Here is a 13333-nt window from a genome sequence, read left to right as displayed (position 1 = left end):
AAAAAAGGTCAACCTATATCAGTATAATACACTCCCGTTTATTTTGTGAAAAACTTGCTTTGATTTTTCGTGGAAAACCCGTGTTAAATACCGATCTTGAAGCATGGAATATCAACAAGGACAGCCCCGCGATCAGCTTGCACTTTTTACCACCTGTATTGACGATATGGTTCCGGATGACAATTCGGTCCGCTTTATCGATGCCTTCGTCGAGTCGCTCGACCTTGCCCAGATGGGTTTTAAATCCATTTCCGCTCAAGGCCGGCCACCCTACCACCCCGCTGACCTGCTCAAGCTTTTTATCTATGGCTACATGAACCGAATGCGTTCCTCCCGCCGACTTGAAAAAGAGTGCCGGCGAAACATCGAGGCCATCTGGCTGCTCAAGAACCTGACCCCCGACCACAATACCATCGCCCGGTTCCGGAAAGACAATCCCAAGGCCATCCGTAGGGTGTTTAGACAGAGCGTTGCCATAGCACGCAACTTCAACCTCATAGGCGGTATGCTCATCGCTGGGGACAGCACCAAACTGCGCGCCCAGAACAGCAAGAAGAACAACTACAACAAAAAGAAAATTGAACGCCACCTGGAGTATATCGAAAACAAGCTCAAGGAGCACAGTGCCGCACTGGAAGAAGCCGACGGGGATAAAGCAGAAGAGCACCGGGCGCAATTGGCCAAGCACAAAAAACACCACGGAAAATACACGCGGATCCAACAAGAGCTCGAGGCGGACAAAAGCTCGGAAAACCCGCAGCTATCCACATCAGATCCCGATAGCCGGCACCAAATCGTACGCGGGATGATCACAGAGGTCTGCTACACACTTCAAACCACCGTCGATGCCCAAAACAAGATACTCATAGACTACAAGCTCACCAACCAAAATGATAAGAAAGCCATGGGAAACATGCTCTGTAGAGCTAAGTCCATTTTAAGAACCAGTGCTTTTACGGCATTGTACGATAAAGGCTACCACACCGGAAGCGAGTTTAAAACAGCACACGACCTGGACATCGATACCTTGGTTGCCATCCCCGCCATTGGCCGTGCCAGCCAGGCGCCCGATCCGAGGTACAATGCCGAGAACTTTCAGTACGATCAAAAAACCGATACCTACACCTGCCCCGAGGGAAATAGACTCACCAGTAACCAAAGCCGCTATAAAGCACGAAACTACACTTTCAAACAGTACAAGACCAAGGCCTGCAAAGGTTGTCCGGCTCGCGATTTATGCACCAAGGCAAAAAATGGAAAAATCGTCCAGCGAAGTGAATACACCCCTTACATAGAAGCCAATGCCAGTAGGGTGGCCCAGAACAAGGAACGCTATAAACAACGACAGGCACTGGTGGAACATCCGTACGGCACCCTGAAACGCCAGTGGGGCTTTGACCACATAATCACCAAAAGGAAGATAACGGTGGCTTCGGCAGATGCCGGCCTGATGACCTTGGCCTATAATCTAAAAAGACTCTTCAACCTAGGGGTGAAAATGCGCCTAAACTCCCTTTTCGCACATTTCAATTCGCTTTTAGGGCCCATTTTGGAAGATATTGCCCATTTTTCGCTTCCCTACGAACCGATAGTTGACTTTGATAAACATCTCGTACATATCATTGAATTTGGAAATATCAGAACCGCACCAGATTTTTAAAGGAAATTAACGTAGTTTTGAGACAGACTGACGTTGGCAGTAATTAAAAACCAGTTACTAGAATTAAAAAATGAAGTTATTAGTTAATCTATTATTATTTCTAATTGTTACCTCTTGTACCCAAAAAGAGGTAACCGAAGAAGGTTATTTACAAATTGAAGATAGCAAAGTTCATTATAAAATTTCTGGAACAGGGAATCCAGTACTTTTGTTACACGGTGGCGAATTGAACTTATCTGCTTGGGATAGCCAAATTTCAGATTTGAACAAACAAAATTTTAAAACCATTCGCTATTCGGAGTTAGGACACGGAAAAACGCAAAGAGGAAAGGTTGACCTAAAAGGAACTGAAATAATCAATCATTTTATAAACGAAAAATGTAACGGTCAAAAAGTGAGTATCATTGGTTTATCTTGGGGAGGAGTTCTTGCAACAGATTATGCTCTTGAATATCCAAATAAAGTAACCAAAATAATATTAGTTTCACCTGGAATAAATGGTTGGGATTGGTTTGCAAACCAAAAAACTAGAAAAAAATATGAAATTTTACAAAAAGCGTATGAAGATAATGATAGTCTAAAAGTGGGAAAATTATCTTATAAATACTGGATAGTTGGCCCTAAAAGAAAAGAGTCCGAAATGGATTTGAAGGCTAGAACAAACCTTAAGGAAATGATATCTTATAACATAAACAACCATTGGGGCGAAGCTCGTTCTTCTTTAGATTCCATAAACTCGATTGATAGGTTAAAAGAGATTGAAATACCTAGTTTAATAATTTCTGGAGATAAAGATTCAGAAGATATTTTAGAAATTTCAAAACTATATAAGTCAAACATAAAGAACTCTAAACGAGTTGTTTTAACAGATGTTGGTCATTCATTAAATATGGAGAAACCAAAAGAATTTAATGAAACAATTATAAGGTTTTTAAAACAGTAAAATGTAAAACTATACAATTATGTACAATAAAATAACTACTGCCAATCGAGTAGACGGCCGTGAGCAGTAAAGCCCACGGTGCGCCTCTCACACCACCGTACGTACGGGTCTCGTATACGGCGGTTCAATAATGAAACTCATCGTTTGTAGTATTCGGTCAAACTAACATAACCTTTCATCTTTATCCGTTTTACGGTAATGGTGGTACGCAAAATAGGACTCTGGGCAACTGCCCAACCGCCCATTCTGGTACGGCTCCAAGCGTAAGCTTGATCTTTGTCAATTCCCAATCGAATCAGGTTTTTCCGTTTCCTTTCGGGTTTCTTCCAGTGGTGCCATATGCAGTACCGTAAACGGTTTCTTAGCCATTCTTCCAACTTTTTAAGTTTTCCCTGAATGGATGCCGGTCTAAAGTAATTTATCCAGCCTCTTATCAGCAGATTGATGCGTGAGATACGTTCTTCAAAACTCACGGGGATTGTCTTTTTAGTCAAGTATTTAAGCTTTGCTTTGAACTCTTTCCATTTTGACGATCCAGCCACGAGTTGGTATTTCCCTTTTTCCCCTTTCTTGTAGGTCGGTACAAAACCAAATCCTAATACTTGAAAGGTCAAAGGCTTGCGTATGCCACTCTTCTCCCTATTTATGGGAAGCTGGAGTTTGTCCCGCAAAAACTTGTAGATACTGTTGCCTACCCGTTTTGCAGCTTTCTTACTCTTGACGTAAATACTGAAATCATCGGCATACCTTACATAACGATGTCCACGTTTTTCCAACTCTTTGTCCAACTCGTTGAGCAGGATATTGGAAAGCAATGGACTTAAAGGAGAACCTTGCGGAACTCCTTTTCTGCGTTTGTGCAGTTTACCGTCAATCAGTATTGGTGCTCTAAGAAATGAACGCAACAACTTCATCGTTGCCTTACATTTTACCTTTTTATATATCAGTTCAAGAAGCACATAATGTTCCACTTCATCAAAGAAGCTCTTTAAATCAATGTCCACTATGTGCTGGTGTCCTGTGTTGATATTTTCAAGGCTCTGTGCAAGGGCTTGATGCGCATTGCGGTTTGGCCTGAACCCATAACTGTGCTTTTGGAAATCTGGCTCGAGTACGGGCTGCAAAGCTTGTTGCAATGCTTGTTGAAACACCCTGTCTACAACTGTCGGAATACCGAGTAAACGTATCTTCCCATTGCTTTTTGGTATTTCAACACCCAGTATTGGAGACACTTGATAAGATTCCTTTTCTATCTGCTGGGCGTATTGTTTTCCGTGAGCTTGTAGAATGGATTTTAGTTCTGTTATTTGAACATCATCCACGCCTGCCGCCCCTTTATTGCGGTACACCTGCCGATAGGCAGCATTTAGGTTCTTTTTACTTCTTAATTGTTTGATCATTAATACTAAAATTAATTTGCTGTCCCGCTTAATCAAAGGCTACTATCTTACTGGAAAACTATCCGTAGCGTAAAATCGCTCCTTCGTTCATTAAGGACCATTATCGTTCAGTCCTTCCCCACTTGTGAGGCCTGTGCAGTCTTCTCTGCGCCTCGTTTCCCGTGGGTACTATGACCTCGGCTGACTTCTCTATTGACCCAATTCGTGGTTATAGAGACCTCCCCAGAGCCTGCCCCGATTTTTATCGGGGTAATGACATCTTCTTTCCCTCGATTCCTGCCAGATCTACTGCTTCGGTGTTCACTTTAAAAGTGTTCTGGACTTCACAATGATGTGCTTGCTCATCCAACCTAACAGCCTCTTATCTGATTCCTGTTCGTCAGTACCGAGGTTTGTAGGCCTGCTCCCTTCAGTCCTATCCTCACGGATAGCGACCTTACAGCTTACTAATGGTTCAAGGCGTTACCCCTGCCCATAAGGGACTTGCACCCTCAAGATTAATTAGTTACCTTTCGGTAATCTAAAAGATGCCCATGCTGGGCACACACAATGGCTATAAATAATGCTGCGCCGGAGATTATTCCAAAAGCAATCGTATATTTACGAGGTCGCCAAAACTTTATTTTGGCGCAATACTGAAAATAAGTAAAAAACAAAGCTTTGGCTAAGTGCCTATTTCAAAAATCAGTGTATTTTTAGACGCACTATTCATAGCCGGGACGTTGCCAAGCATTTTAAAAAAAACATCGTTTCAACAAAAATTTAGGTTTATATCCTTATTTTTGATTTTAAAATAAAACGTGATGAATATTCAGGCGGAAAAAATAGAACTTGTTAAAATGCTTTTGGATACAGAAAATCCCAAAATTATTGAATCAATTAAAAAAATCTTCAAAAAATCAAAAACAACTGATTTTTGGGACGATTTATCCATGGAACAACGAAAGGAAATTGAGAAAGCTTCTCGCGAAATAGAAAATGGAGAAGTAACAGATTACGAATCTTTTATGCAAAAACACAGGTAAATTGAGCAGAAGAGTGGTCATTTCAATAACAGCCGAAAAGAAATTAGAAAAACTTTTCGAATACTTAATCAAAGAGTGGTCTGTTAAAGCAAAAAAAGACTTTGTTGAAAAATTAGATTCATCTATTGAAATTATTAAAAACCAGCCTGAAATATTTCCTGAATCTAAAAAAGGAAAAAGTTTAAGAAAATGTGTAATCACAAAACAAACGACTTTATACTATCGTTATAATTCCAAGCGAATCAATATTGTTACTTTATTTGACACAAGACAAAACCCAAATAAATTAGACAAAGAAATATAAAAACGAAAGCCCAACACCGTGTATAATTCATTGCTAGTTCTCGCCTACTTACGAATCCCGATAGCTATCGGGACGCGGATTTTCAATTCGGTTTTTATTCCCTAATTTAGTTGCTGAAACACGCCACTGCTCATACACTAACCGTTGCGCCTTAACGAACGTACAAATTGAACAAAACCACAAAAAAAATACTAATTTGGATGATTTCGATTATTGGAATCGGAATAATGGGATACATAGGATTTGTAGGGTATGTAATGTACACTTTTGCGAGTGGTTGCGGAATGGATGACGGACCATTCAATGCCGTATTAATTAATCAAAATAAAATTTCGGAAAACTCGGAATTCTTTGAGTTGAAAAATAACGGAATTCTGATTTTAGACAATCGAAATGACTCGCTATCGCCTACTCTAACTTTAAAAGAAAACGGAATTGTTAAATGGACTTTAGACACTGACACACGAAACACTAAAGGCTACGAATCGACCCGAATTTGGAAAATAAGTAACGTCACGGTAACTAAAAACACTGATCCAATAAAACTGAATTTTGCCGGCCATTGGACTTATGGAGCTGAAGCAGGTTCAATGCAAATTGACAGAGACCAGGGCAAAAATAGTTTCTGTTTGAGTTGGTAAATAAAAGTGACGTGCCAACACCAGTATAGCCATAACTGCAATTATTATAACCCGCCAGCAAACACTAAAAATAAAAAATGAAATCTATTTCAACCTTAATGGGAACATTAATAATATTGAGCTGCTCTTCTGCAAAAACTAATAGAAAAAATGAATGTCCAAAGATCTACAAGAATAACTTTTCTGAAATACGAAATGAAAAATACGAAACAGTATACAAGAATGATACAATATTATTCAATGAGTTAAGGTTTCAATGTGTATATTATTCAGTCTTCACACATAAAGTGATGTATGATAATTATGGTAAATGGGATAAGGAAATCTACCCAAGCAATAGTATTAGACCCATATTAAAATGGGAGAATATTGATTTGTTCTCTAATGGAAAAAAATATACTATTATGACTAATGGAGTTGAGAACAGGAAACACATTTATGCTTCGGTTATGGTATTTGATAGTAAAAATAAAGATTTGTTGTCTGAAACTTCAACCGAAAAGAAAGCCATTACCACTCTTTTTGCTGATCTTATAAGAAGCCATGACTTTGAAAACAAAAAATTTTATGAAGTATATTGGAAAGCAGTAGATCCAGAATATTGGGAAGCTTTAAAAAAAGCTAAAAACAAATAACATTTGCTAACAAAAGTAGCCATTCCTCCTACGACAAATAAGTACAAAACCCTATAACTTTTTAGTCGTGTCCGACTAAGATATAAGACCGCTGCGCTGAAAGACGTAAGACTTGCTTTTTAATAGATTGAAAACTAGATAAAATTGATTAAACATACTTTTTAATCGATAAATTTTGATGCTAAGTATAATAGCATGCTGTCATTAAATAAAAAATATTCTAATTGCCTATTTTCTGTGACTCAACAAATTTTCTCACTCTTTTAATCGGACACTAATGATAATTTTTATAAAACCGAGCTTCGATAAGCCATTTTTAAGCATGGTATGTTTTTAAGTGAAAACATAGGATTGATGATTTAGGTGCCTTACAAACGTTCTATTCACACCTATGCTTCAAACGGTGTGTTACTTGTTTAAAAATCCTTCCGTTTGGCTATTCTCCAAATAAAGAAAGTTGGTACTACTACCCAAAAGACCAACATTACGGATGATAGGATTAAACCGAAATTGGTTCCGAAAAACCTTTGAAAAACAGCTCCGGTATAACCCAGTAATGCCGAAATATCCAGTTTTAACAAGATCAATACCCGCGACAGATCTACGGGGTTTAACATTGTGGCCACCAAAGAGAATTTATCCAACGGATAATCTTCAAAGTATAGCAGCGACATTAAAAAGATGCCATCATAGATTACTGCCATAAAGAGCCATAAAAGTATTGCATAGCCAAAGCCCTTGATTTTATTTTCGTTTGAAAGTGCTATTACAAAAGCCAAAGCAGTAAAAATAAAGGTAAGAAAACCACCCGTTACCAATAATAGTGAAAAGTCCCAGATAGCATTACTATTAAATATTCCGTAGAAAACAAACGGCAGGCCCAACCCAATGACCAAACTCATTGCCAAGCTGGTAGCCACACCAAAGTATTGCCCCAAAAATATGGAACTCCGTTTTACGGGTTGTGCTAAAAGCAGTTCGGTAAATTCACGGGAGTTGTAATAGTACATTACTCCAAAAATTGTCCCAATAAGCGGCACGAGAATAATAATGACGTTCATTAGGGTAATTACTGCCTTAGAGAGGTCGTTGTTTAAAAACAACAATACAACACCCAGCAATAAATAGAATAAAAAATATACGTAGCTCCAACGGCTTCGCATTAAATCGTAAAAACTGTATTTTAATATCTTAAGCATAACTAGCGGATAAAATGGAGGCTATTGCGTGTTCAAAATCGGGTTGTTCGGTCTTGGTCTTCAATTCTGGGATACTGCCCTTGAAATAAATTTTTCCTTCTAAAAGAAAAACAATCTCATCGGCAATTTCTTCAACAAAACTCAAAATATGCGACGTAACGAGAATGGTTTTTCCTTTTTCCTTTTCGGCAAATATCAAGTTTTTCAATCGCAGATGCGAAATCGGGTCTAGACCGCTGGTTGGCTCATCCAGAATTATCAAAGGGCTATTAAACATAAACGTGAGTACTAAGTTCACTTTTTGTTTGGTGCCTCCTGAAAGGTTTACCAATCGTTTGTCTAAAAATGGCTCCAACCTAAACAAAGCAATCAACTCCTCATCATTGGTGGCTTTTGAAGCTCTTAAATCTTTGATCATGGCAATGAGCTCCTTCACCTTTAAGTTTCCAGGAAAATTTGCAATTTGCGGTAGGTAGTCAATTTTATCGCGATATTTATAGTCGTTTTTTAAGGAATTTCCATTGATAAATATTTCGCCGGAATCTGGCAATACCATCCCTAAGATTGATTTTATCAGTGTGGTTTTTCCAGATCCGTTTGGGCCAAGAATTGAAAAAATTCCCCCTTCATTTATAGAAAGATCGATACCTTTTAGCACTTCGTTCTTTCCAAATTTTTTATGTAAGTTTTTAATTTCTATCATGGTCTATACGTTTCATTTGTGGATTTTCATCCATCAAATCATCGGGTGTAAATACAGGTGAAACTTTTTCAGAAAAATCAATAATGTCAATAAACAGGCTTCGCATTAAAATAATAGTCTCTGGCGTGCGGTTAACGATATAAGAAAACAGTTTTACTGGGCGAAAAGGCACGTCGCCAATTCCATTTTTATCAAGGTCGTAACCCGTGTAACTGCTCCAATAGTTATTATCAAATTTATTGTCGTTGATTCTTCCGTTATAAGAAATATCAAATGAATTATACAAGAAGTTGTTTTTAACAACAAAGTTTTCGTAGCAAGCGCCTTTCACTCTTAACGCGTAACCATTGCTAACAAAATCGTTGTTGGAGTATTCTAACCGGTTGCTTCCCTCTACCGTTATACCAACTGTGTTTTCTTTAAATGTGTTGTTTTTTATATTGGCATCGTTAACTTCTTTTAGAAGTAAGCCATAAGCGGCGGTACCCCAGTTGTTTTTAATGACGTTATTGTGCACCTCCATAAATTTTGAAAACATCAAGGCAATGCCAGCTCCATTGGTTTCAAACACATTATTAATAACATAATTGTCGTTGCTAAACATAAAATGCAGACCATACCGCACGTTACCCTTGCTAAAGTTATCTATTATACGAATGTTGTCTGAAAATTCAAGGTATATGCCATCGCGAACTCGTTGCACATCATTCCCTCTTACTTCAACATTTTTGCAGTACCAGAGGTGAATGGCATTCCCAGAGTTAAATTCGGTTACCGCTTCTCCCCTAACGGTATTGTTCAAGACTTTTCCATCATCAGACTTTTGAAGATAAATTCCGAAGAACAATTTTTCAAGTTCTAAATTCTGAATGGTAAAACCTTGACTTTTTACTACACGTACAGCGGCATAATCTGTAGTATAACTAACGCCAACATTGATAATTTTAAATCCGTCTAGCGTAACATTGTCGGCGCCAATGGTTATAATTTCGCCTTTTTCTTCCCCATCAATGGTAGGAAGGTCTTCTCCAATTAAGGTAATGCTTTTGTTAATTTTGATATTAGCCTCTTTATAAACGCCTTTTTTCACTAAGACTGTATCGCCTTCTGTTGCTTGGTTCACCGCTTGCTGAATTGTTTTTACCGAACAAGTAGCGCATACGGTTATTGTATTTGACAACACGTTTGCGATAGAAAACAAAGCAATAAAGAGAAATAATATATAGGGTTTATTTTTCAAAATTCAAGTAAAGTTTTTCAATACGAAAATATTCGTTTTTTTGAAGTGAATTAAAAAAAGATGAAGATAAGAATTTTAAATAGATACCGATAATAATGTTGTTATTTCAACACTAGACCAACCTCTGGTTTTATGAATGTTTTAAAGATTTCGAAAAATTTTAAGAGAATCATTTATACGAGTTAGTGTTATCATTCTTATTTGTTTAACGCAACTTTAAATGTTCTTGAATTGTTTGCCAAGTATAAGTTTTGCCGGTAAATTTTGCTTTGGCTTTTTTTCCAGCTTCTTCATTTTTAAAGGCTGAAAGATTTTCACCCATAGGGCTTTGCAATTCCTCACTAACCAAAAACGAAGCCGCTGTAGCATTAACCAATTCGCCAGGCTGATTAAAATCTGCCACTAAATAGTATGCCATTTCGGTGTTTTTAAATTCGTCTTGTAACGAATGTACCATACATTCAATAGCATCATATTTAAAAGCCTTTCCCTTGGCTGTAACCATTTGAGAGGCGTGCTGTCTATCTACAATGGTCATATCGCAATAGTGGCAAGCGTCCTGACCATAATTGATAGGCTGTGGGCTTACATTGCAAGCTGTAAATAGTAGTATTATACATGCTAATTTTATGAATTTCATAGTTATTCTTATTAAAGTTAGGCCTTACTTAATTCCATTTTACCTCTTTCGTTTTGTTAAAAAATTTGCAGCTTTTTAATAAGCTCCTTCCCTTGGAAAAAAAGGAAGGAGCGCTTTTTTAATTTACTTTGTTATATTCCTTTTTCCCTACAAAGAACGCCACAACGGTCAGTAACATACCAATAAATATCATGTATGCGCCTGTTGAAGGCCATGAGTCAACATCAAAGTTGAGCATTTTTTGGTACCCGAGTAAAGGTGGCTTATAGGTCATTGGTGTTCCATCTAAATTTTCGAGTTTCATTATTGCCATAGGGTCAAGATCGGTTCCGTATTCAATTAACCAAAGGTTAAAGTCATACATTCCTAGAAGGCCCAGGATAGACATTACTATAAACCAGCCCAGAAACCACTTATAACTTACTTTACCCAAAAAACCAAGGATTCCGATTATAACACCTAGGGCAACCATAATACCTATTACCATAGGAAACACTTCAAACTCCCACATCTCTTCTGGTTTCGGAATGGGTTTCATCCCTATATAGTGGTTAAGGCCATCAATATTCTGAATATCAAACTCTTCTACCCCTTCAATACCTTGTATATAAATATTCATTCCAAGCGGATCTGGGTATTGGGGAGCACCCAATACAATGTTCCACAGTGGAAACTTAAAAAGACCCAATAATAGCAAGGAGCCAATTATCATTATAATTCCTGCTTTTTTCATTTTGTTTAAATTTTAGTGCTTAAACATCAGTGTTTGGTTGGATTTTTAGCTAGAGTGTGGCTGAAGCTATTTGGAAGTGTGATTTTATACTTTTTAAAACACAGGGTTTTATAAGTATTGTTTTTAAAAAGACGGGGGAAATCAACAACCCCCGTCTTTATTGAAAATACCATTAATCACTAATCGAGTATTTTCACAACTAAAAACATCTTTTTAATCTTCTCCTAGACTCCAAGACAATTCGATGTCGGAATCGGCCGGACTTACACGAACGTACCCTTGCATTTCTTGGTGAAGTGCAGAGCAGAAGTCAGTACAATAGATTGGCCACACCCCTACTTGTTTGGGCTCCCATACAAGGGTCTCGGTTGCTCCTGGCATAACAAGCAATTCAGCATTGTTAGCACCAATTACTGCAAACCCGTGCGGTACATCAAAATCTTGTTCAAGGTTTGTAACGTGGAAATATACTTTATCACCAACTTTTACACCTTCAATGTTATCTGGGTTAAAGTGGCTACGGATCATATTCATATAAACATGAACTTCTTTCCCTTCGCGCACAACTTTAACATCAGAATCTGAATGTGAAACATACTTGTGCGTGTTATCAGCTAGTTTAAAGATCTTTTTGGAGTTAGGAGCAACCATTTCTGCAGGAATCGCAGCTGCATAGTGCGGCTCACCAATGGTAGGGAAGTCTAACAACAATTCCATTTTTTCACCTGTAATATCAAACAGTTGAGCAGATTGTGTAAGCTCTGGCCCTGTTGGCAAATATCTATCTTTCGTAATCTTGTTTAGGGCTACAAAGTATTTTCCAAATGGTTCGCGTGAGTTTCCTCCAGGAATCATTCCATGACCTACAGAATAGAATACCGGTTGACGGTCTATAACTTCCCAAGTACCAACTTTCCATTTTACAACTTCAGAAGAGATAAAGAAAGTGGTATACGCATTCCCCTTACCATCAAATTCAGTGTGAAGTGGTCCTAATCCAGGTTGTTTTACAACACCTGCAAGAATATCCTCAAAGTTTAAGATTGGAATTCCATAAGCTTCGCCATCAAATCTTTCATTTTCAATAGCATCTATCATTTTGGTGAAACTATGAACTGTTAAGTCGGCAGAAAGTTTTCCGTTACCTACAATATACTCACCCGTTGGGTCAACATCACAACCGTGTGGAGATTTTGGAGTAGGCAAGAAATATACCGCTCCAGGAACATCCATTGGGTTTACCGTAAGCACTTCTTCTTTAATGGTTGAAGTAGCAGTATGCGAATTTTCATCTAAGATGTTATGTGCATATTTAGCAGGAACTGTTTTTCCGCCCCCGTTATTTACGTATTCCTCAATCTTTTTCCAGTTAACTGCTGCAATAAAATCCTTATCGTTCTGTGAAGCATTTACCTCTAATAAAGAGTGTGCCTCTTCTGTATTATATGTTGTAAAGAAGAACCAACCATGACTCTTGTCACGTCCAGGGTGAGAAAGGTCATAGTTAAACCCAGGCATCATCAGCTGGAATTTAATCCCCATTCTTCCTGTTTCTTGATTCACTTCTATAAATGTCAAAGCGCCTTTAAAGTTTCCTTTATAGTCTTTAATAGACATATCTGTTTGTGGAACAGGTACAGAGAATCGGGTTCCTGCAACTACATATTCTGTGTTCTCAGTAATAAAAGAAGAACTGTGGTTACCTGCACTGTTTGGAATCTCTATAATTTCTTCGGTTTTAAAACTCTCCAGACCAATACGTGCAATACGTGGGGTATTATTACCATTAATGAATACCCAACGTCCGTCCAACTTACCATTGGTCTGCGAAATATCGGGGTGGTGAGAGTCATCCCATGGCACAAACCCGTATGAGGTGTTCAACATAGGCTTTGTTTCTTCAGAATATCCCCATCCGTTTTCTGGGTTTTGTGAGAATACCGGAAGCACTTTCAACAAGCGTCCAGATGGTAACCCATACACACCAAGCTGACCACTGAACCCACCAGACATAAATCCGTAGAACTCATCGTGCTCGCCTGGAGCTACATACACGCGTTCGGCAGCGTTAGTAGAAAGACCTCCTTGAGCGCCTCGCTTAGCTTTTTGCTTACCGCCATCATTACAGCTCACCATTCCGGCAGCCATAACAAGAGCAATCAAAATATTAATTGTTTTTTTCATTACTTTATGGTTTAAATTAGATTGAT

General features: G+C 38.2%; 13 protein-coding genes. 6 read left to right on the top strand and 7 right to left on the bottom strand.

Annotated features, from left to right (window positions below; all coding sequences use genetic code 11):
• Window positions 1-103 precede the first annotated feature (103 nt).
• Both QPK98_RS09800 and QPK98_RS09795 read left to right on the top strand, forming a co-directional pair.
• On the top strand, window positions 104-1660 hold the full coding sequence (locus QPK98_RS09800; RefSeq protein WP_310993089.1) for an IS1182 family transposase: 1557 nt from the start codon (window positions 104-106) through the stop codon (window positions 1658-1660).
• 70 nt (window positions 1661-1730) lie between these two features.
• The gene (locus QPK98_RS09795) at window positions 1731-2603 is read left to right on the top strand and encodes an alpha/beta fold hydrolase (RefSeq protein ID WP_310993088.1); all 873 of its coding nucleotides are present in this window, start codon (window positions 1731-1733) and stop codon (window positions 2601-2603) included.
• A gap of 137 nt (window positions 2604-2740) precedes the next feature.
• Here QPK98_RS09795 and ltrA read toward each other — a convergent pair whose 3' ends face one another.
• The gene (gene ltrA / locus QPK98_RS09790) at window positions 2741-4003 is read right to left on the bottom strand and encodes a group II intron reverse transcriptase/maturase (RefSeq protein ID WP_310993087.1); all 1263 of its coding nucleotides are present in this window, start codon (window positions 4001-4003) and stop codon (window positions 2741-2743) included.
• 803 nt (window positions 4004-4806) lie between these two features.
• Between ltrA and QPK98_RS09785 the strand changes: the two genes are divergently transcribed.
• The 4 genes from QPK98_RS09785 to QPK98_RS09770 all read left to right on the top strand — a co-directional run bounded on the left by QPK98_RS09785 (window position 4807) and on the right by QPK98_RS09770 (window position 6608).
• Window positions 4807-5028, top strand: coding sequence for a hypothetical protein (locus tag QPK98_RS09785; protein WP_310993086.1), 222 nt, complete (start codon window positions 4807-4809; stop codon window positions 5026-5028).
• A gap of 1 nt (window position 5029) precedes the next feature.
• Window positions 5030-5332, top strand: a complete 303-nt coding sequence (locus QPK98_RS09780; RefSeq protein ID WP_310993085.1) for a type II toxin-antitoxin system RelE/ParE family toxin — start codon at window positions 5030-5032, stop codon at window positions 5330-5332.
• Between the two features lie 200 nt (window positions 5333-5532).
• Window positions 5533-5973 carry a hypothetical protein gene (locus QPK98_RS09775; protein ID WP_310993084.1) on the top strand — a complete coding sequence of 147 codons (441 nt, stop codon included), beginning with the start codon at window positions 5533-5535 and terminating at the stop codon, window positions 5971-5973.
• A 77-nt stretch (window positions 5974-6050) separates the two neighbouring features.
• Window positions 6051-6608, top strand: coding sequence for a hypothetical protein (locus tag QPK98_RS09770; protein ID WP_310993083.1), 558 nt, complete (start codon window positions 6051-6053; stop codon window positions 6606-6608).
• 416 nt (window positions 6609-7024) lie between these two features.
• Here QPK98_RS09770 and QPK98_RS09765 read toward each other — a convergent pair whose 3' ends face one another.
• The 6 genes from QPK98_RS09765 to nosZ all read right to left on the bottom strand — a co-directional run bounded on the left by QPK98_RS09765 (window position 7025) and on the right by nosZ (window position 13307).
• Window positions 7025-7807, bottom strand: coding sequence for an ABC transporter permease (locus tag QPK98_RS09765; RefSeq protein ID WP_310993082.1), 783 nt, complete (start codon window positions 7805-7807; stop codon window positions 7025-7027).
• Window positions 7800-8510 carry an ABC transporter ATP-binding protein gene (locus QPK98_RS09760; RefSeq protein WP_310993080.1) on the bottom strand — a complete coding sequence of 237 codons (711 nt, stop codon included), beginning with the start codon at window positions 8508-8510 and terminating at the stop codon, window positions 7800-7802. The genes QPK98_RS09765 and QPK98_RS09760 overlap by 8 nt, the downstream gene beginning before the upstream one ends.
• A complete protein-coding gene (locus QPK98_RS09755) occupies window positions 8497-9750 on the bottom strand; it encodes a nitrous oxide reductase family maturation protein NosD (protein ID WP_435373097.1) in 1254 nt (417 codons plus the stop codon). Before QPK98_RS09755 ends, QPK98_RS09760 begins: the two co-directional genes overlap by 14 nt.
• A gap of 205 nt (window positions 9751-9955) precedes the next feature.
• Window positions 9956-10390 (bottom strand): nitrous oxide reductase accessory protein NosL, encoded by a 435-nt coding sequence (locus QPK98_RS09750; protein WP_310993079.1) that lies wholly within the window; start codon window positions 10388-10390, stop codon window positions 9956-9958.
• 118 nt (window positions 10391-10508) lie between these two features.
• Window positions 10509-11123, bottom strand: coding sequence for a hypothetical protein (locus QPK98_RS09745; protein ID WP_310993078.1), 615 nt, complete (start codon window positions 11121-11123; stop codon window positions 10509-10511).
• A 213-nt stretch (window positions 11124-11336) separates the two neighbouring features.
• Window positions 11337-13307: a Sec-dependent nitrous-oxide reductase gene (gene nosZ / locus QPK98_RS09740; protein WP_310993077.1), complete on the bottom strand. Its 1971-nt coding sequence runs from the start codon at window positions 13305-13307 to the stop codon at window positions 11337-11339.
• Between the last annotated feature and the right edge of the window lie 26 nt (window positions 13308-13333).

The sequence above is a fragment of the Aequorivita marina genome (assembly GCF_031631895.2).
GTDB lineage: Bacteria > Bacteroidota > Bacteroidia > Flavobacteriales > Flavobacteriaceae > Aequorivita > Aequorivita marina.
The sequence above is the reverse complement of the archived record's forward strand: the minus strand, read 5'-3'. Positions and strand labels throughout refer to the sequence as shown.